At 62.4% G+C, this 19,801-nt stretch carries 19 protein-coding genes; 8 read left to right on the top strand and 11 right to left on the bottom strand.

Annotated features, from left to right (window positions below; translation table 11 throughout):
• The first annotated feature begins 18 nt into the window (after positions 1–18).
• From F7D01_RS01210 to F7D01_RS01200, 3 genes are all read left to right on the top strand, one after another.
• Entirely contained in the window at positions 19–888 is an 870-nt protein-coding gene (locus tag F7D01_RS01210) for a hypothetical protein (RefSeq protein WP_215228470.1), read from the top strand.
• The gene (locus F7D01_RS01205) at positions 881–1,783 is read left to right on the top strand and encodes a thymidylate synthase (protein ID WP_215228469.1); all 903 of its coding nucleotides are present in this window, start codon (positions 881–883) and stop codon (positions 1,781–1,783) included. The genes F7D01_RS01210 and F7D01_RS01205 overlap by 8 nt, the downstream gene beginning before the upstream one ends.
• Before the next feature lie 190 nt (positions 1,784–1,973).
• Positions 1,974–3,002: a hypothetical protein gene (locus F7D01_RS01200; RefSeq protein WP_215228468.1), complete on the top strand. Its 1,029-nt coding sequence runs from the start codon at positions 1,974–1,976 to the stop codon at positions 3,000–3,002.
• Here F7D01_RS01200 and F7D01_RS01195 read toward each other — a convergent pair.
• The 8 genes from F7D01_RS01195 to rlmN form a co-directional block, all read right to left on the bottom strand.
• A complete protein-coding gene (locus tag F7D01_RS01195) occupies positions 2,971–3,615 on the bottom strand; it encodes a hypothetical protein (RefSeq protein ID WP_215228467.1) in 645 nt (214 codons plus the stop codon). The genes F7D01_RS01200 and F7D01_RS01195 overlap by 32 nt on opposite strands.
• Positions 3,616–3,735: 120 nt before the next feature.
• A complete protein-coding gene (locus tag F7D01_RS01190) occupies positions 3,736–4,245 on the bottom strand; it encodes a septal ring lytic transglycosylase RlpA family protein (protein ID WP_215228466.1) in 510 nt (169 codons plus the stop codon).
• 885 nt (positions 4,246–5,130) lie between these two features.
• Complete coding sequence (locus F7D01_RS01185; protein WP_215228465.1) at positions 5,131–6,363, bottom strand: argininosuccinate synthase; 1,233 nt, start codon at positions 6,361–6,363, stop codon at positions 5,131–5,133.
• A gap of 63 nt (positions 6,364–6,426) precedes the next feature.
• On the bottom strand, positions 6,427–7,680 hold the full coding sequence (locus F7D01_RS01180) for a cyclopropane-fatty-acyl-phospholipid synthase family protein (RefSeq protein ID WP_215228464.1): 1,254 nt from the start codon (positions 7,678–7,680) through the stop codon (positions 6,427–6,429).
• A gap of 116 nt (positions 7,681–7,796) precedes the next feature.
• Complete coding sequence (locus F7D01_RS01175) at positions 7,797–8,546, bottom strand: molybdopterin-binding protein (protein WP_215228463.1); 750 nt, start codon at positions 8,544–8,546, stop codon at positions 7,797–7,799.
• On the bottom strand, positions 8,543–9,208 hold the full coding sequence (locus F7D01_RS01170; RefSeq protein ID WP_215228462.1) for a cytochrome b/b6 domain-containing protein: 666 nt from the start codon (positions 9,206–9,208) through the stop codon (positions 8,543–8,545). The genes F7D01_RS01175 and F7D01_RS01170 overlap by 4 nt, the downstream gene beginning before the upstream one ends.
• On the bottom strand, positions 9,205–9,990 hold the full coding sequence (locus F7D01_RS01165; protein WP_215228461.1) for an SDR family oxidoreductase: 786 nt from the start codon (positions 9,988–9,990) through the stop codon (positions 9,205–9,207). The genes F7D01_RS01170 and F7D01_RS01165 overlap by 4 nt, the downstream gene beginning before the upstream one ends.
• On the bottom strand, positions 9,987–11,234 hold the full coding sequence (gene rlmN / locus F7D01_RS01160; protein ID WP_215228460.1) for a 23S rRNA (adenine(2503)-C(2))-methyltransferase RlmN: 1,248 nt from the start codon (positions 11,232–11,234) through the stop codon (positions 9,987–9,989). Before rlmN ends, F7D01_RS01165 begins: the two co-directional genes overlap by 4 nt.
• A 218-nt stretch (positions 11,235–11,452) precedes the next feature.
• Here rlmN and F7D01_RS01155 point away from each other — a divergent pair, with 218 nt between their 5' ends.
• Complete coding sequence (locus F7D01_RS01155; RefSeq protein ID WP_215228459.1) at positions 11,453–12,121, top strand: outer membrane protein; 669 nt, start codon at positions 11,453–11,455, stop codon at positions 12,119–12,121.
• A gap of 65 nt (positions 12,122–12,186) precedes the next feature.
• Here F7D01_RS01155 and F7D01_RS01150 read toward each other — a convergent pair whose 3' ends face one another.
• Genes F7D01_RS01150 through F7D01_RS01140 form a run of 3 tightly spaced genes read right to left on the bottom strand, consistent with a single transcriptional unit; the run spans position 12,187 to position 14,990 of the window.
• Positions 12,187–12,681 (bottom strand): invasion associated locus B family protein, encoded by a 495-nt coding sequence (locus F7D01_RS01150; RefSeq protein WP_215228458.1) that lies wholly within the window; start codon positions 12,679–12,681, stop codon positions 12,187–12,189.
• Entirely contained in the window at positions 12,674–13,156 is a 483-nt protein-coding gene (locus tag F7D01_RS01145) for a GreA/GreB family elongation factor (protein ID WP_215228457.1), read from the bottom strand. Before F7D01_RS01145 ends, F7D01_RS01150 begins: the two co-directional genes overlap by 8 nt.
• A 19-nt stretch (positions 13,157–13,175) precedes the next feature.
• Positions 13,176–14,990 (bottom strand): lytic transglycosylase domain-containing protein, encoded by a 1,815-nt coding sequence (locus F7D01_RS01140; RefSeq protein WP_251566965.1) that lies wholly within the window; start codon positions 14,988–14,990, stop codon positions 13,176–13,178.
• A gap of 226 nt (positions 14,991–15,216) precedes the next feature.
• Here F7D01_RS01140 and dapA point away from each other — a divergent pair, with 226 nt between their 5' ends.
• The 4 genes from dapA (at position 15,217) to F7D01_RS01120 (ending at position 19,763) form a co-directional block, all read left to right on the top strand.
• On the top strand, positions 15,217–16,098 hold the full coding sequence (dapA, locus tag F7D01_RS01135; protein ID WP_215228455.1) for a 4-hydroxy-tetrahydrodipicolinate synthase: 882 nt from the start codon (positions 15,217–15,219) through the stop codon (positions 16,096–16,098).
• A gap of 31 nt (positions 16,099–16,129) precedes the next feature.
• Positions 16,130–16,612, top strand: coding sequence for an SsrA-binding protein SmpB (gene smpB / locus F7D01_RS01130; protein WP_215228454.1), 483 nt, complete (start codon positions 16,130–16,132; stop codon positions 16,610–16,612).
• Between the two features lie 185 nt (positions 16,613–16,797).
• Positions 16,798–17,331, top strand: coding sequence for a DUF2062 domain-containing protein (locus F7D01_RS01125; RefSeq protein ID WP_215229601.1), 534 nt, complete (start codon positions 16,798–16,800; stop codon positions 17,329–17,331).
• A complete protein-coding gene (locus F7D01_RS01120) occupies positions 17,328–19,763 on the top strand; it encodes a response regulator (RefSeq protein ID WP_215228453.1) in 2,436 nt (811 codons plus the stop codon). The genes F7D01_RS01125 and F7D01_RS01120 overlap by 4 nt, the downstream gene beginning before the upstream one ends.
• Positions 19,764–19,801 lie beyond the last annotated feature (38 nt).

Here is a 19,801-nt window from a genome sequence, read left to right as displayed (position 1 = left end):
ATTCCTTATTGAACGTGCATGGGTCTTATCTCGCTGTGTGTCGTATGCGCCAAAACACTTGGCTTGCATCGAGGGCGTAGGGGTACGTTAATGATGGTCAAACCAGACAATCTGGCAACCATGAACTCGGAAATAATTGAGCAGCTGGGAATTGTTCAGAACGCAAAAGATGACCAATATCGCGCTATTGGCTATGATTTGAGTGTTGGACACATCGTCAAACCCGATGGGGAATTAGCCACACGCTATAAATTACCGGCTCAAGGTATTGTTGAAGTTATCTCGAGAGAGAGACTGCATATGCCCCCTAATGTATATGCTAACGTACTTATTAAGACACGACTTTCTAATGAAGGATTGTTGGCGCTTGGCATCGGTGTTGTTGACCCTGGGTACCATGGCCGAATATCAAGTTTCATTGTTAATTTTAGCAAAGATCCCCAAATTATCGAGTTGGGACAATCATTTCTACGATGCATATTTTATCGGATCGATGAAAGCAGCCGATATTCAGTCGTGGATATTCCAGATAATAAATATATTTCGGATTCTAGGCGTAGAGTTGTTTCAGATTTTGGTGATTCGTTTTTAAATTCCGAAAGACTTACTAGCGAAATTGTCGACGCATCTATTGCTAAATATAGAAAAAGCGCATTTATCTGGATACCGGTGATTGCATTCTTCTTAGCGTTTGTCACTTTTCTACTCAACTTTGGTTCGTTCGCTGCGATGCAGCGATGGATCGATCCAAGAGTTGAGGTCAACGCCTCGTCGGAAGCTGATTTGGCGCAAACACTTAAGAGCATAAATAGCAGGCTGAAAAAATTAGAGCAGCGCTCTCGTTCGAGTGCTGGCGATGCGTCAGCTCAGGACCCTGAAGATGAGTAATCTATGCGGCAGTCGCAGCTTTCGTGCTGATAGTGTCAACGAGATTCAGGTAAAGCTTTTCCGAGAGTTGCTTGCCAATTCATGCACTGTTTCCCCGCGAGGATTGCCGACCCAGGAACTTATGTTCGTTGGGATAGAGCTTACCAATCCTCGGCGCCGCATGACCACGCTGAGCGCGAGGCGTTGGTCGCCGAAGCTAGCGATTGGCGAATTATGCTGGAATCTTCGGGGCGAGAGATCGGTTGATCAGCTGGCTTTTTATGCTCCGCGCTGGCTTGAGTTCGCTGATTCAGACAGAGTGATAAGAGGCAGTTGTTACGGCAATAAAATATTCAAGAGAAAAAATGGCAATCCTAGCCAGTGGGACAATATATCGGATATTCTGCGTTCTGATCCAGATAGCCGACGGGCAGTATTGAGTTTTCATGGGGATGATTTCTCTTCGAGGGCAATTCACTCTGGCGACGTAGCTTGTATAACAAGTATGCAATTCTTTATAAGAAATGGGCGGCTTGATGCAATTGTTTCTATGAGAAGTAACGATGTATACTGGGGTCTACCTTACGATATTTTTATAATGACCTCTCTACAAGAGATGATGGCAGAGACGCTTGAAATTGAATTGGGATCGTATTTCCATCAATGCGGTTCGTTGCATTTTTATAGTGATAAGAGGGAAAAAATTTCACGAATTTTGAGAGAGCCATGGGGTCCGAGTCCTGAAATGAAACCTATGCAGGGGCTGAAGGGTCGCGAACGACTGATTGCTTGCGAGAAGAACTTTCGGCGAGGGTCGAAGTTGATCGAGCAAATTCCGTCCAGTGACTTTTGGTCTGAGTGCTGCAACGCTTTGTTCGAACATCAAGCTCATGTGATAAAGAATGGTGCGGAGTGATGGATATTTTCGTTCGTCGTTAGTCGGGTAGTGACCCCGCGACTGGAGGAAGCGCTGTTCCTTTTATCGTTATTGCGCGCTGACGATGTCGAAATTGCATACTGAGCCTGGCTTGGATCATTGCATTTTCCTACACACCCCCACCCATATAACTAACCCGGTCCCCATCCTCCCACAGGAGCCGGACCGCATGAACGCCCCCACCACCACCCTCGTCCCCGCCGAGGGGTTTGCCGACACCACCGCCACGTCCTCCGACGGGCACTTTACCGTCCTCACGCCTGCGCGGCAGGCCGCGTTCCTCGAGCATCTGGCCGATACCGGCGTGGTGCGGCTCGCCGCGCGGGCGGGCGGGGTCAGTGCACAGACCGTCTATCGCGCGCGGCGGCGCTCGCGCGGGTTCGCGCATGCCTGGGACGCGGCGCTGCTTGCCGCGCGCACAAGGGCGGAGGAGGTGCTGGCCTGCCGCGCGCTCGACGGGGTCGAGGAGCCGGTATTCTATCATGGGGAGGAGATCGCGCGCCGCACCCGCTACGACACGCGGCTGCTGCTCGCCCATCTCGCGCGGCTCGACCGGCTGGAGGCCCGCGAGGAGGTCGTCGCCGCGCTCGGCACGCTGGACGACGATATCGACGCGCTGCGGCGTGGCGAGGACCTGCCCGATCCGGCTAAGCGTGCCCCCGCGCAGGCAGGGCCTGCCAACGGCTGGGCGCGACCGGGGGAGGGCACGTCGTCCGCCGGGGCGCACCGCTCCGCTTTCTCCCCTCAGGACACTGTTCCAGGTGTTCCATCCTGTAGGATTTGCGGCGGCATCTGTGGTCCGCTCCCCCACGATCCCGACCGGCCCGGCGGCTCTTTCGAGGACCGCGTGCCACCGCACGACTACCCCTTCTGGGAAGACGCGATGGACGATCCGGGCAACTGGGTGTTCGGGCGCTTCTATCCCGATTTCGGCGCGGTGCTGGACGCGATGGCGGCCGCGCGGCCCGCCGGTGCGCCCGATCCGGAAGCTCTCGCGGCGCGCCACGGGGGCGATGCGGCGGTGATCCGCAGCCTGCAGTGGGAGGCCTTCGACCACGATCTCGACGGATGGTGGGCGATCGTGACCGAAACCGACCTCGCCGCCGCCTACGACGCCGACGATGCGAAATGCGCGGGCCTGTGGGGTAGCGGGGAGGGGGAGGGGGCTAGAGCTGCCCCTTCAGCTCCCAGCTGCTGATCGCGAACAGGATCTGCGTGGCGATGACGAACGCCATCAGCGCGATCGCGCGCCGCTTGCCCTTGGTCAGCGCCAGCCACGCGAAGGCGGGGAAGTTGAACAGCAGGGCCAGGCTGGCGAAGGAGAACAGCGGGTGGCTTTCCACGAACCGCTGCATCGCCGCCGGGTCCTGCGCCTGCCCGCCGCCCAGCGCCATGATCGCGCCCTGCGCGGCCAGGTTGAGGGCGAGGATGCCCCACACGACGACCGGCTTCTGCTGCCAGAAATAGGCGTCGAAATCGGGCCACAGCTCGGGCTCGTCCGGGAACACGAGGGTTGAGACGAGGTAGTAGCCGCCGATCAGGGTCAGCACGCCGAACACCATCGCCATGCGCATGTCGAGCACCTCGCGCGCGCCCCACATGATGTTCCAGAAGGTGGCGAGGTCGAGCAGCACGAGCAGGCCCAGCAGCGGGACGAGCCAGCCGACGCGGACCCTGATCGCGTGCGGGTCGACCCCCGCCTTGCGCCGGGCGCGCAGCTTCAGGATGCGGGCGAAACCGCCCAGCACCTCCGCCACCGCCAGGCTGATGAGGAGCGTGAACAGCTCGAACAGGAAGGGAAATTCGTCCACCCGCAGACCCCCGCGACTACGCCGCCCTCAGCGATGGCCCGCGGCGGCGCGCTTGGCAAGCGGGTGAAGGATGGGGAACGCGGAAGGCCGGCTCGCTAGAAGCGATGCCAGCGGGTGTCCTCAGTCGAGCCGGGCGAGCTCCACGCGGCCGTGCCCGGCGCCGACGATGCCGATCTCGCTCGCGGCCGCGCGGCTGAGGTCGAGGATGCGGTGGCCGGAGAACGGTCCGCGGTCGTTGATGCGCACGACAACGGACTTGCCGTTCGCCTCGTTCGTCACGCGCACGCGGGTGCCGAAGGGCAGGGTGCGGTGCGCGGCGGTGAAGTCGTTCATGTCGAACCGCTCTCCGCTGGCGGTGCGGCGGCCCTGGAACTTGCGGCCGTAATAGGACGCATTGCCGCTGCCGATGACCTCGCCGTCATCCTCGATCGCGACCTCCAGCGGGGGTTCGATCTCGGAGATGTCGACCACGTTGCCGCGGGCCTCGGGCGTTGAGGGGAGGGATGCCACGGCGGCGAAGCTGCTCGTGAACTCGGCCTGCGGTCCGGTCGGGACGGGGGCGGATGCGCTCGCCGGCGAGACCAGCAGCGTGGCAAAGCCGACGCCGAGAGCGAGCCAGGGGCGGGACATGGGGCTGTTGCGTTCCATGGCCGGGGGGATACAGGCTGGGGAGTGCAGATGGCACCCATGCGAGAGCCGCTGGTCCCGCCGTGCCATCATTTCGTCGCAATTCACACGCGCCGAACAGTCAAAACGTCCCCAACCGCCCCCCGGTTCCCGCGAAATAGGGAGGTTTTGTGGGCGACTCGCATGAAATGCGCGATTCGCCAGGGTATGGAGTTGGGAAAATTTTGGATAAACAGTGGCTTACGAATTGGCGCTCGTGAGCTCCAAAGCAAGCACGCAGTGCAGGCTCGCGAGAGCGGCGGCCAAAGCAAATGGGGCCGGCATTGCTGCCGACCCCACTCTTACCGACGCGTGGTCGCTCCGAAGAGCGAACTTGGCGCCCGGTTCTTCGCCTCCCCGCCGCGTGGGTGGGAAGATTTCAAGACCGGCGCTCGCACCGGCATCCGGTATCGTTTACACGCATTCGACCCGAAGGCCGCGATGCAAGGTCCGCAATACCGAGACCGATATCCACACTCGACGGTCATCGTCCGCATCGCTTGGCCGAAGCCGCCCGATGCTTCCTCGCGTCGACCGGAAAACCGGCCTGTGTCGGAGCGCCATACCGCGACCATCTCGGGCGATCGGCTTGCTTCCGGCCAAGGCCTTCCGCATACCGTTCTCGATTGTCGCAGCGGTCTCCCCGCCACATCGGGAAAGCTGAAGTTCCCCTTTGATCTCCGGCTGTTAGAGCCTTCGATCTCCGGTGGGTTTCTGCCCTCTCGACGGTTTGAAACTGCGCCGCGACTATTGCTTTTTCAAGTCGCGCAAGAGCGACTTATCCACCTTTCCCCGATTTTGCGGTGGACAGAGGTGGATAACTCAACCGGTCGGCGCACCGCCGTTCGATCAACGACCGTCGCGCTTCGCCAGCAGCTTCAGCCGCAACGCGTTGAGGCGAATGAACCCTTCGGCATCATGCTGATCGTACGCGCCTGCATCGTCTTCGAACGTTACATGAGCCTCGGAATAGAGCGTCTGGGGCGAGCGCCGGCCGACGACGCTGGCCAGCCCCTTGTATAGTTTCAGCCGGACTTCGCCCGTCACCTTCTGCTGGCTGTGATCGATCGCGGCCTGTAGCATCTCGCGTTCCGGACTGAGCCAGAACCCGTTATAAATGAGCTCCGCATATTTCGGCATCAGCTCGTCCTTGAGATGAGCCGCCCCGCGGTCGAGCGTGATCTGCTCGATCCCCCGATGCGCGCGCGCATAGATTTCACCGCCCGGTGTCTCGTACATGCCCCGGCTCTTCATCCCGACGAAACGGTTCTCCACCAGATCGAGCCGTCCGATGCCGTGCCTGCGTCCCAGATCGTTGAGCGCGGCGAGCAGGGTGGCGGGGCTCATCGCCTCGCCGTTCAGCGCCACGCCGTCGCCGCGCTCGAAGGCCAGGGTGATATATTCCGGCGTCTCGGGCGCATCTTCCGGGTGGTCGGTGCGCGAATATACATAGTCGGGCGTCTCTTCCCACGGGTCCTCGAGCACCTTTCCCTCGGAAGATGTATGCAGGAGGTTCGCATCGGTCGAGAATGGGCTTTCGCCCCGCTTGTCTTTCGGCACCTGGATCTGGTGCTCTTCGGCCCAGGCAATCAGCGCGGTGCGGCTGGTAAGGTCCCACTCACGCCACGGAGCGATGACCTGAATATCGGGATCGAGTGCGTAGGCGGACAGCTCGAAGCGGACCTGGTCGTTCCCCTTGCCGGTCGCGCCATGGGCGATCGCATCGGCCCCGGTTTCGTGGGCTATCTCGACCAGGCGCTTCGATATCAGCGGCCGCGCTATCGAGGTGCCGAGCAGATAGTCACCCTCGTACCGGGCGTTGGCGCGCATCATCGGGAAGACGAAATCGCGCACGAACTCCTCGCGCAAATCCTCGATGAAGATATGCGCGTCCGGGATACCCATGGCCCGGGCCTTGGCGCGCGCCGGCTCCAGTTCCTCGCCCTGACCGAGATCGGCGGTGAAGGTCACGACCTCGCAGCCTCGCTCGACCTCCAGCCATTTCGCGATGACGCTGGTGTCGAGTCCGCCGGAATAGGCGAGCACAACCCGCTTGACGGAGGAGGGGGTGTCGTTGGTCATGATTGTCGTACTCCGATGGATCGCGCGCCGGTAACAGCGCCGCTGGCAGGCTGCAATCGCAGGTCAGCTTTCCACGGGCAGAAGGGAGCTTTCCGCTTCGCCCATGTAGTCGCGTGTCAGCGGCACGGCGTGGCGGTCGCGCACATACTGGATCTGGAAATTGCCCATCCCACCATACTCGAACACCGTGGCGGCCCCTGCGAGATAGAACGTCCACATGCGGAAGAAGCGCGCATCGAACAGCGCCTCTATCTCCTCGCGATGCGCCATGCACCGGCGATACCACTCGCGCAGCGTCTTGGCGTAGTGAACCCGAAGTACTTCGACGTCGCTGGCGATCAGGCGATATTTCTCGCTTGCGGCCAGGGTCTCCGACAACGCCGGGATGTAGCCTCCGGGGAATATGTACTTGCGCGTAAAGGCGTCGGTGGATCCCGGAGGACCGAAGCGCACGATGGAATGCAGCAGCATCACCCCTTTGGGTCGCAGTATCTCTGCGCAGGTGCGGAAGAACGTGTCGAACTGGGACCGACCGACATGTTCGAACATGCCGACCGAGACGATGCGGTCGAACTGGCGCGCCTGGCCCGGAATATCCCGGTAATCGGTCAACTCGATCGTGATCCGATCCGCAAGACCGGCCTCGGCTACCCGCTCGCGCGCGAGCGCCGCCTGTTCCTCGGACAGCGTGATGCCGGTCACCCGGCAATCGAAGTGGCGGGCGAGGTAGATCGCCATGCCACCCCAGCCGCATCCAATGTCGAGGATCTCGTTGCCGGGCTCGATCGAAAGCTTGGCAGTGATATGCGCCAGCTTCGCCTCTTGCGCCTGCGCAAGCGTCATGTCGTCGCGCGGCCAGTAGGCGCAGCTGTATTGCATGTGCTCCGCATCGAGCATCAGCTCGTAGAGGGCGTTTCCAATATCGTAATGTGCGGCGACATTGCGTTTCGACGAAGTCGCATTGTTGATCTGGCTGACGGCGAACTCAATCGTTTCCCGCAGTCGGCGCAAGGTCGCTGGCGCGGCAATGCGCCTGCCATCTTCCCACCGCGTGTTGGCACGAAAGAGGGTCACCAGATCGAGGATGTCGCCTTCCTCGACGATCAACCGCCCGTCCATGTATGCCTCGCCGACGCCGAGGCGTGGATCGAGCACGATATCGCGCGGGACCCGGCGATCGGCGAAGCGGATGGTCACATTTGGATAGCCCGCGGCCGGGCGACCGAACTCGGCAATCTCCCCATCAGCGAAGCCGACGAGCAATTGCCCATCGGTGACGATCTTGCCCAGAACCTGCTTGAGGAGTGTCTTGCTCATTACGTGCCCGCATTTGCCGTTATCTCCTCCCCACGACGCGTTCGCTGCCTATGGCGCGCGTGATAATCAACCGGTTTGCGGAAAAGAAAATATTGGGCGTCGGGGCGGCGAAGCGATCAGACGCCAGCATACCATTGATAGCCGGTGGTATCCTCCCAATACCCGCCTTGGCCGCCCGCAATATCGTCAAGCGAAGCGACCGCCTCGATCGCGGTAAGATATTTCGCATGCTTGTAGCCGAGCTGTCGCTCGATTCGCATGCGGAGCGGCGCGCCGTTCTTCACCGGCAGGGGCTCGCCATTGAGCGAGTGGGCAACGATCGTCTGCGGATGGAAGGCGTCGATCATGTCGACGCTTTCGTAATAGGGTGTGCCGTTCAACGTATCGGCGCAGCGAAACACGATGAAGCGTGCTTCGGGCCGCAGGCCCGCCGCCTCGAGCAGTACGGAGAGGCGCGGACCCGTCCACTGGCCGATCGCGCTCCACCCCTCCACGCAATCGTGACGCGTGATCTGGGTTCGCTGCGGGAGGCCGCGAAGATTTGCCAGCGACAGGCTGAGCGGATGCTCGACCAGCCCGCGCACGTGGAGCCGCCAGTCGGCGAAGCCGGTCGCGGCATGGGCTTGATAGCTGAGAGAAGACGGCTCCGTCGTCCCGTTGCCCCGGAAGCTCGGGGAAATCTGCGAGGCAGCGTATTCCTTTACCAACCCGCCGCGACCGCCCACGAGGCGCTGCACCCGCCGGTGCCAAGCCTGCGCCGTCGCGAAGGCCGAGCGGCCCGCGGCGCTATCGCCGACCTTGCTGCATGCGCCAAGGAACAGCGCTCCCATACCGGCGATCACGCCGCGCCGCCCGAACCCGCTCATGCCTGTCGGCCTCCGACGATCATCGCCTTTAATTGCCGCACCGGCCCTGAGACGAGGACGAGCAGAACATGCAGCACGAAGAAGGCGAACAGAGCCCAGGCGCTTATGAAATGTATGGACCGCACGCTTTGCCTGCCGCCGAGCAGTTCGATGACGGGGGAAAACGTGGGCTCCCATCCCGGCGATATTCCCATCCCGGTCAGCACCATCACCGGCAGCAATATGCCCAGGACGATCCCGTAGGCGACCTTCTGCAGGAAGTTGTACTTGCTCTTCCCGTGGTCGAAATCGAGGCGCAGATGCGCCGCGATATCGCGCCGGATGGCGGGCCAGCGCCATTCGCGCCTGTACGTGGTGATGTCTCGGCGAAAATGGCCGTTCATCAGCATGGCGATCCACCCAAACAGGAGGGTGAGGGCGAATATCCAGGCAAAGAGGATGTGCCAGTCGCGCGCCGCCGCCAGGCTGTAGTACCCCGGAATGGTCGCCCAGCCGGGGAAGCGCGGAACGGCCGCCCAGGCATTGTCGGGTACGAAGCCGTACTCCCCCCAGTACAGCCACGGATGCGCGTTGGAAATGTTAAGGCCCGACATGAACAGGACCACAAGGGAGGCGAAGTTCAGCCAGTGCCAAACGCGGGTGGAGAGGGCATGGCGGTTCACAGCCGCGCCGCCTCGACCGGTCGGCCCATCAGTTCGCGCGCGAGGTAGATCACGTCGCGCGGCTGCCGCATTAGATGCTGACCGCTGTCGACGAACAGAGTCTGCCCCGACGCCAGCCAGCCTTCCGCGAGAAACAGGGCTGCGTCGGCCAGTTCCGCGGGTTCGGTCCGGCGTCTGAGCAGGTTCAGTCGATGGGAGATGGCCACCTCCTCCTCGGTCTGGTCGTGACTTTCGAGAATGGCCCCGGGGGCCAGGCCGTAAACGCGGTCTCGCGGGTCGGACAGCGCGGAAGAAAGCATGGCGATCTCCGCGTTCGCCGCGCATTTGCTCATGGTGTAGCTAAAGAAATCGGGATTGATGTTCTCGATCTTCTGATCGGTGAACTGAATGAACCGCCTGCCGGACCGGGCTCGCGCGTGGCGGAAAAATGCTTGTGCGAGAACGGCTCCGGCCTGCGCGTTCACCCGCATCGCCTTCTTGAAGATACCCTCGTCGAGCGCGTCGACCGTGTCCGGTTCGAATACCGCCGCGGAATTGACGAGGAGAGGCCAGTCGGAAAGCTTTCCGGCAAGGTCTTCGACGAATGCAGAGGCGGCTCCGGCATCGGACAGGTCGCACCGTACAGGCTCCGCGCTCGGCAGACTGTCCGCCAGCTCGCGTGCGGCGCGCGCGCTGGAATTGTAATGGATTAGCACATGCCAGCCCCGCGCGGCAAAGGCGCGGCTCAGCGTCGCTCCAATGCGTTTGGCCCCGCCGGTCACGAGTACCGCGCGCGGCGTCATCCTGCTTCGACGACCTCTGCTGCGGCGTCACGATCGCGTTCCGCACGGGTTTTCTTCTGGGCGGAGGTTTTGAGCTGACCGCAGGCAGCATCGATGTCGCGGCCTCGCGGGGTACGGACCGGCGCGCTGATGCCCGCCTCGAATACGATATCGGAGAAGCGACGGATCCGCTCCGGACTGGAGCATTCGTAGGGCGCGCCCGGCCATGGGTTGAAGGGGATCAGGTTCACCTTTGCCGGAAGGTTGTACTTGCGCAGGAGCCGGACAAGTTCGTGCGCGTCGGCATCGCTGTCGTTCTTGCCGTCCAGCATGACATATTCGAACGTTATCCGCCGGGCGTTCGAGGCACCGGGGTAAGCGGCGCAGGCGGCGAGCAATTCTTCGATTCCGTACTTGCGGTTGATCGGCACGATTTCGTCGCGCACCTCCTTGGTCACGGCGTGAAGCGACACTGCGAGATTGACGCCGATCTCTTCTCCGCAACGGTCCATCATCGGCACCACACCACTGGTGGAAAGCGTGATGCGGCGTTTGGACAGGGCGAGCCCCTCGCCATCCATGACCAGCCGCATCGCATCGCGCACATTGTCGAAATTGTAGAGCGGCTCACCCATGCCCATCAGCACGATATTGGTCAGCAGCCGACCGTCGGAGGTGTATTGCGCGCTGGTCTCGGCCTCGTCGAGCCCGTCCATGCGCCCCTTCGGCCATTCGCCGAGTGAATCGCGCGCTAGCATCACCTGGCCGACAATCTCGCCAGGTGTGAGGTTGCGAACCAGCCGCATCGTGCCGGTGTGGCAGAACCGGCAATTGAGCGTACAACCGACCTGGCTGGAGATGCACAAGGTGCCGCGGTCCGCGTCAGGAATAAACACCATCTCGAAATCATGACCGTCGGCGGTTCTGAGGAGCCACTTGCGCGTCCCGTCGGAGGAGTGCTGCGCCTCGACCACGTCGGGCCGACCGACGACAAAACGCTCCGTCAGCCAGGGACGCATCGATTTGGCGATATCGGTCATCTCCGCAAAATCGGTGACGCCCCGATGATACAGCCAGTGGTAGACCTGCTTGGCGCGCAGCTTCGCCTGCTTCGGATCGAGGCCCGCCTGCTCGAACAGATCCCGGATGCGATCCTTGGGAAGCCCCATCAGATCGCTTCGACCGTCCGCGCGCGGGGTTATGTCGCGCGGTGCGGGAACGGGGTCGACCTGTCCCGGGATGCTCATCAACGCTGTGTCGGCCATCGACGTCTTATAGGGACGGATTGCCTAGGAACCAAGCCGGGCGCACCGCTCAGGACCGATTGAGCTATCCATCGTACCCGGTGAACGTTTCAACCAGCCATTGTGATAAGAATGTCACGCTTTGCTGTTGTGTTACGTTAATGAAACTTTCTGTCCCGGCGCTCCGTTTTGGCTCACATGCGGTCGTGACCGCGTGAGAACTTTGACGGAGAACATACATGAAAAAGTCCATTCCCCTCTTCGCCGCCGTTGCCGTCGCTGCAGTCGCGTCCCCCGCCGCAGCCCAGTCAGTCGGCGATGCGCCTTTTACAGGCCTGCGCGTCGAGGCCCTGGCCGGTTACGATCAGTTGCGTGCCGGAAGCAGCGTGGATGACGATGTGAACGTGGACAACGATCAGTCGGCCGAGGGCGTGACTTACGGCGGTGCCGTCGGTTACGACGTCGATCTCGGCGCGGTGGTCGTCGGTGCCGAAGCGGAACTTATGGGTTCCTCCGCCGATACCGACTACGATAACGGCGATTTCGAAGGTTTCGGCTACGGCAATGTCTCGGCCGGGCGCGATATCTATCTCGGCGCGCGCGTTGGCGCGAAGGTCGGCCCGCAGGCGCTGATCTATGCCAAGGGTGGCTACACCAATGCCAAGCTCAACGTTCGCAGCAATGACGGCACCGCGACCTTCGACGACAATTACAAGCTGGACGGATACCGTCTGGGCGCGGGCGTGGAATACGCCTTCAACCCGCGCATGTATGCGAAGCTCGAGTATCGCTATTCGAACTATAGCGACGCGAAAGTGGATTTCGGCGGCAGTCTGCCGGACAGCGATCGGTTCGACGTCGATACCGACCGGCATCAGGTCGTCGCGGGCGTCGGCGTACGCTTCTAATACCTGAAATTATGTACGCAGGACGGCCGGGGCATTTGCTCCGGCCGTTTGCTTTCGAGCTCAAGTCAGCGTCGCACGCAGCCCACGCTGGCGGCGTCCATTGCCGTCGCTACCCCCGAAAGATCGTAGATGTCCGAAAAGCGACGACCGCGCAGATCGGTCGCGCTCACGATCATTCGCACCCCCGATCGCATCGCGGAGATAATGGCTGCATCCATCCGCGCGTCCTGCGCCCAAGCGTCGCCTTCGCCGCCGGTAAGCCGGAAGCGTCGATCGTTGATAATGAGGGTGATCGGCTTGCCTTCCGCCAGCTTGCGGGACAGGCGCACATGGACCTGGCCGCGAATATCGCGCCGGGGCCACGTTGCAACGCTCGCATAGGGCTCGAAGTCGCGAGCGAGCCGGCTGGGCCGCGGCATGGCAATGGCATAGCAGCGTGGTGCCTCCGGGTCGCGAAACGCCGCCCAGTTTTCGAATACGCCCAGCGTGTCTCTGGCAAAGGCCGGGGCCGACAATGCGGCCAGTGCGAGAATGGCAAAAGTTGTCGCGAGCCTAACCATAGGCGATTTCGACCACTTCCCATTCCTTCGGGCCGGAAGGCAAATGCACCGTCCGGAGGTCGCCGACCTGCGCGCCGCGGATCGCGCGCGCAAGCGGACTGGACCAGCCGATGCGACCGGCCCCTGCATCCTGCTCGTCGTCACCGACCAAGGTCACGCGGGTCTCGCGATCGTCCTCGTCGGCCAGTGTGACCGTCGCGCCGAAGAAGGCGCGGTCGGTGTCGGTTTGCTGTGCGGGATCGATGACCCGAGCGGATTTCATCCGGCGGGCCAGATGGGCCAGCTCGCGATCGATCTCTCGCATCCTCTTGCGGCCATAGAGATAGTCTCCGTTCTCCGACCGGTCGCCATTTCCCGCGGCCCAGCTGACGATCTCCACGATCTGGGGCCGTTCGGTGCCCAGCAGGTGGTCATAGCGCGCCTTCATAGCGGTGAACCCACCGGGAGTTATGGGATTTCCCTGCGTCGCCCTCATTGATCGATCGCGCGCGGTATCAGCGCAGGAAGTCGCCGACCATGCGGGGCCGGTTCCAGCTCGCCTTGTCCGGATAGAGTTGTTCGTAAACCGCGGCGTTTTCCAGCACCCGTTGCACGTAGTTCTTGGTTTCGTAGATCGGAATCTGCTCGATCCACGTGACCCAGTCGATGCCACCCGTGCGCGGATCGCCGTTGGCGCGAATCCACTTGTTCACATTGCCGGGACCGGCGTTGTAGGCAGCCACGGCAAGTGGATAGGACCCCCCGAAATAGTCCATCATCCGCGCGAAATAGCCGGCCCCCAGCTGCATGTTGTATACCGGATCGCTGATGAGATTGGCCGACATATAGGCAATGCCCTGCTTGCCCGCCTGTTCGCGTGCCGTGCCGGGCATCAGCTGCATCAGGCCCCGGGCGCCCGCATGGCTGATCGCGTTTTGCGCGAACTGGCTTTCCTGTCGTGCGATGGCGTGGGTCATGGTCCAGTCGATATTGGCCGGCAGGGGAATGGTCGGAAAACCCTGCGCCGCGAACCGGTCGTAGCCATCGGCAGCGGCAGCCTCAGCCACATTTACCGCCAGGTCGCGCCGGCCGATGTCGCGCGCCAGATCGGCCACGAGCTGATGTTCTTCCAGCGTGTCGGCCTGATCTGCGATGGCACGATAGAACTGGATGCCGGTGCTCCAAGGCGCATCGACGGCGACCTCTCGAACCGCGCGCGTCAGGGGCCGGTTGGCGAACTCGCGCCGCGATTGCTCGTCGGGCAGCACCGCGTCCTGCGGACCGAGGGAAGGGACGCCGCGGCCGAGCTTCGCCAAGGCGAGTTGGCCGTAAAAGCGGTCTGGATAGGCCGCTGCGAGGTTCCAATAGCGCTGGGCCTCCGCCGTGTCGCCTGCCCGCTGCGAAGCCAGGCCCGCCCAGTAAAAGCCCTTCGACCGGGTCTGCGGCGTCTGCGCCGCCGCGCCATATTGATAGAAGAGAGGTGCCGCCCGCATTCCATCGCCCAGCGTCCACAACGCCTTCGTGCCGCCGAGCCACATCAGCGAGGTGTAGTCGTCGCGCAAACGATAGCTCATCGTGCTGATATCGGTGCCCGGCGCGAATAATGTCGGAGCCGACGCGGCGATGCGCACTGCCGGATCGCTCCCCGCGGAACGCGCGACGCGCAGCATCACGCCGACGAAATCCTCCGGATCGAACGCCACCCCATCATAGGATTGGCGGCCCGCCAGCAGGTTTATAGCGGACGGAAGCTGTCCCGAATTGCGGTAGTAATTCGCCAGGTTGTAAGCATAGCCGGGATCGCTGCGTGCTCCGGCCGGTTCGGCAAGACCCGCTGCGGAAGGGGGGCTACCCTGGATGAGGGCCAGACGCGCCCCGAAGGCGTCCCTTGCAGCGGGCGAAGTGTTGCTAAGCTGTCGTGCGGCGGCCTCAGCCTCGCCCTGCCACAGCAGCGCATCCATTCGCGCATTCTGATCTTCGGGTGTCAGGCGCGGGCCGAACAGAGCCAGCATGTACGCTTCGGACGGGCCGCTCATCATTCCCCCACGCCACGCGGCGCGCGCCACGTCGAACGCCTCGGGCCGATCCAGCGTGGCTAGGGCCAATGCATAACGCGCTTTGGCCGAATTGGTCAGCGGCGGCAGCGCATCGAAATACGCGACCAGGCGTTCGGGCGGCAGCGCCGTTTCGTCGAGGGCGTTCTCGGCCCTGATACGCAGCGTGTCGGCCTTCGGGAAATCGGGATAGGTAAGCAGGAACGACGCGTAGTCTTCGAACGGCAGATCCCTGCGCTGGATCAGATATTCCCACCGCGTGATGGCCTGTGCCATTCCACTTGGCGCGCGTGCGACCAGGTCGGCACGCGCGCGATCCCAACTGCCCCCGTCCTGTGCGAAAGCGGGGGCAGCGTTTGCCAGTATGGTTGCGCTGGCCAGACCGGCGGCGAAGAGCTTAAATCTTGTCATGCTGGACATTGTGCCCGGCGGCTCCTTATCAGGCAGTGAATGAAGGACCCTATCCTGGATGGGTCATCCTTCCAACGAAAGGCGAATGTAAATGTTCTCGGGTTCGATCCCCGCTCTGGTGACTCCTTTTCGCGACGGAACGTTCGACGAGGCGACGTTTCGCCGGCTGGTCGACTGGCAGATCGAAAGCGGTAGCAAGGCATTGGTCCCCTGCGGCACCACCGGGGAAGCTTCCACGCTGTCGAATGCGGAACACCACCGCGTGATCGAAATCTGTATCGAGCATGCCGCCGGCCGGGTGCCGGTCATCGCCGGCTGCGGCAGCAACGACACGCAGAACGCCCTCCTGCACATGCAGTTCAGTCGCAAGGCGGGCGCGGCTGCCGGGCTCTGCGTGGCACCCTACTACAACAAACCCAGCCAGACGGGTCTGATCGCGCATTTCAGCCACCTCGCCGAGAACAGCGAACTCCCGATAGTCCTCTACAACGTTCCCGGCCGGACCGTCACCGACATCGCGCCGGAGACGACCTGTCATCTGGCAAACACCTATCCCGATCGAATCGTGGCAATCAAGGACGCGAGCGAGGACTTGTCACGCGTTGCCGACCATCGGATGGGAATCGGACGCGAATTCTGCCAGTTGTCGGGCAATGACGAGCTGGCGCTGCCGTTCAACGCCGCCGGCGGGGTGGGGTGCATTTCTGTGACCGCCAATGTCGCCCCGGTACTATGCGCCCGGTTTCAACAGGCCTGCGCCGATAATGATCTGATCGAAGCACGGCGGCTCAACGACCAGCTTTATCCGCTGCATTACGCGATGTTCGAAGACAGCAGCCCCGCGCCGGTGAAATACGCCCTCAGCCGCGTGATGGAGGGGATGACCGACGAAGTCCGCCTCCCCTTGACCCCCTGCAGCGAACACGCGCGCAGGGCGGTCGATCAGGCGCTCGAACACGCGGGGCTGGTCTAGTCGCCCTCGAGCGCCTACATGCGCGCTCCCCATGGCCAAGCCCAAACCAGAAACTTTCGACAAGCAGAAGACCGTGGCGGAGAATCGCCGCGCCCGGTTCGATTACGCCGTGGAGGACAAGTTCGAGGCGGGCCTGGCGTTGCAGGGAACCGAAGTAAAGGCTCTGCGCGCGGGCGAGGCGTCGATTGCCGAAAGCTATGCCGAAGTGCGGGACGGGCAGGCGTGGCTGATCAATGCCAACATTCCCGAATACACCCATGGTAACCGGCAGAATCATGAACCGCGCCGTCCGCGCAAATTGTTGCTTCACGCGCGTGAAATCGAACGGCTAGTCGGTGCCACCGAGCGCAAGGGCATGACCCTCGTGCCGCTGAGCATCTATTTTAACCGACAGGGTCGGGCGAAGGTCGAACTTGCGCTGGCCAAGGGGCGGCAAGCGCAGGACAAGCGGGAATATCTGAAGGATCGCGACTGGCAGCGGGACAAGGCGCGGATCATGCGCGACCATAACTGATCGCGCGTAGCAATTTCGCTCGTTTCAGGGGTGGTTTTTGATGGCGTTTTCGCCATATCGACGCCCATGGTCGCCTGCTCGCCTTCTCACCGTGAACGTTTGATCGCCGCGTGGTCCTCGTGCAAGCTCGGCTGGTCATGAAAGGCGAGGGGGAATCCGGTTTCGGGAACTGGGCGAAGCGCCGTATGCCCGAACGGGAGGAGCTGGCCCGCAATCGCTGGCTCGCGCCGATCGCACACCGGTTTCTCAGCCCCGAATTGTGGCGTTTTACGCGCCGATCGGTGCCGCGCGGGGTGGCCTTGGGTCTGTTCTGCGGCTTCATCGTGCCGATCGGGCAGATTTTCCTTGCCGCCTTCATGGCGCTGCCGGCCCGGGCCAATGTCCCCCTGGCCGCAGCGGTCACCTTCATCACTAATCCGTTCACGTTTCCCTTCTGGGTGGTAGTCGCCAATCGGCTCGGCGCGCGCGTGCTGGCGATCGACAGCCACATCGGCGGTGCGGTGCTTGAGACCGAGGGGTTCCAGACGCTGCGTGGCTTTTTCGAAGCCGCCGGCGTTACTGTCTTCGGCTTTGTGGTCCTCGCGATCGTATCGGCGGCGCTCGGTTATCTGATCTCCGGATTGCTGTGGCGCATCGTCGTGACGCGGCGTCGCAACCGTCGCTTGCGCGCGATGGAACGCCGTCTCAGCGAGCGACTGGCGCAGGACGCCGGCGAATGAAGAGCCTTCAGGTGCGGAGCGCTTCTGGTTCGGGCCAGGAGGGAATGATCTGGGTCCTTGCGTTGTTGGGCAGCATAGCGCTGGTCTGGCTAGCGAGTGGATCCGCCTTGCTGGCATTGGCCTATGCCGGGGGTCTCGCGACCCTGTCGGCCTTGGTGCTGCTGGGAATTCGAGGGCGGAAAAGCGGTGCCGATAGCGAACTGGCACCCCCCGACTGGTCGGTTACTTCGGCGGCGATCGCGAAACACGCGCACCCTTTGGCGATCACCGATCGGGCCAACCGACTGGTGTGTGCCAATGCCCTCTTTGCCGACAAGTGGGGAACCTGCGCCCCCCCGGCGATCGGCGCGCCTCGCGAAAGCGTGGAGGATCTGACCAGACTCGCGCGCGAAGCGTGGCGGGATGGTCGGGCGGAAGCGTTGGTGTCCCTGGACGACGAAGGCCAGTCCTGGACAGTTGTCGCCGAGCGTGCCGGGCGGGGTGACGACTTTCTCGTCTGGGGGTTCCACCCGCGTTCTGACCGCGATGCAGTCGACCAGGCAACTGCAATCGTTGCAGGGATATTCGGCAATGTCCTGGGCCGTGCAGGTATCGAAGCGGCGATAGTCGGCCCTGATGGTATCATCCGCTCCGTATCGTTGAGCTTTGCCGAGAGGGCGGTTGGCGACCGGAACGCGACCCTTGCCGGTCAGGATTTTAGCTCGCTGTTGCGTAGCGACGAGCGCGACAGAATCTATTTTGCGCGTGAGGGTAGGGAGGGGCCATCACATAGCCTGGTGCACGTGCCGCTCTCGACCGAGTCCCAAGGCGCGGTTGCGGCAGATGAAGCGCCTTCGCTGATGCTGTTGTTGGAAGCCGGAGTGGGTATCGGCACCGGGGACATATCCGCGCCCAGTGCAACTCCGCAGCTCGAAGCGTTGCTCGGTGCATTGCCCATGGGTCTCGCGATGACGGAGCGGGATGGACGCTTCCTGTTTGCCAACAAGGCTTTCCTGCGGGCAACCGGGCGCGAGCTGGAGGGACTGCCGCAATATCCCTCCGATCTCGTGGTGCGCGAGGACAAGGCAGCGCTGGCCGACGCGGTACGCCGTTACGGGAAGGGCTCCGTGAACAGCGGCGATTTCGCCGCCCGATTGCGGCACGAACCGGACGAGCCGGTGTCTATCGGCTTGGCGGGCGTACGCGGGTTGGGCGAGGCCGCAGTCCTGATCAGCCTCGTCGATTCGCGCGAAGAGGGTCAGTTGCGGCGAGAGATGGCGCAGGCGACCAAAATGCAGGCGGTCGGGCAGCTCGCCGGCGGTGTCGCGCATGATTTCAACAACGTGCTGACGGCCATCATCGGTTATTGCGATCTCATGCTGCTGCGCCACACCCCGGGTGATGGCGATTACGACGACATCCAGCAGATCAAGACCAATTCCAACCGCGCGGCCAGCCTGACGCGACAGCTGCTCGCCTTTAGCCGTCAGCAGACGCTGCGGCCGGAGGTGTTGCAGCTGCCCGACGTGGTCAGCGAAGTGAGCCAGTTGCTGAGGCGCCTGCTCGGCGAGAAGATCGAGCTCGAAGTGCGTCACGATCGTGATTTGGGACCGGTGCGCGCCGATCCGGGTCAGCTGGAACAGGTCATCGTGAACCTCGCCGTGAACGCGCGCGATGCGATGCTGGCGGGTGGTGGGCGAACCGGTCGTTTGACCATGACGACCCGGCAGGTGACCGCGAAGGACGTGCGCAAGATGGGGTCGGAGATACTCCCGGTGGCGGACTATACCGCCCTCATCGTGCAGGACACCGGGGGGGGCATTCCGGCCGATATTCTCGGAAAGATTTTCGAGCCGTTCTTCACCACCAAGGAACAGGGGAAGGGCACCGGACTGGGTTTGTCGACCGTCTATGGCATCGTGAAACAGTCGGGCGGCTTCATCTTCGCAGACAATGTAACGAGCGCCGGTTCTCACCCGGGCGCACGGTTTACCATCTATCTCCCGGTCCATCGCGGCGAAGTTCCCAAACCAAGGGAAGCCGCGCGTTCCGAGCCTGCGAGGGAATGGTCGGGAGGGGGCAAGGTCCTTCTGGTGGAGGACGAAGATACGGTGCGGCTTGTGGCCGAAAGAGCGCTGACACGGGCAGGCTATACGGTCACGGCCTGTGCCAATGGCGAGGATGGGCTGGCTGCAGTCAGCCGGGGAGACCAGTCGTTCGACCTTGTGGTGTCGGATGTCGTCATGCCGGGAATGGACGGGCCTGCCATGGTGCGTGCTATCCGCGCCCATAAACCCAGGTTGCCGGTTCTCTTCATGTCCGGCTACGCCGAAGGGCAATTGCGTTCGGAAATCGATGTGCCCAACATGCATTTCATCGCCAAGCCGTTCAATGTTCAGCAAATCAGCGAGAAGGTCGGAGACGTTTTACGGTTCGCGCGTGCAGAAGTCTGACCGGGGTGCGCAGAGAAAAATTCGTTCCCCCCTTGTTC

The sequence above is a fragment of the Erythrobacter sp. 3-20A1M genome, assembly GCF_018636735.1.
Taxonomy (GTDB): Bacteria; Pseudomonadota; Alphaproteobacteria; order Sphingomonadales; family Sphingomonadaceae; genus Alteriqipengyuania.
This window is presented reverse-complemented; position numbering and strand designations above follow the sequence as displayed.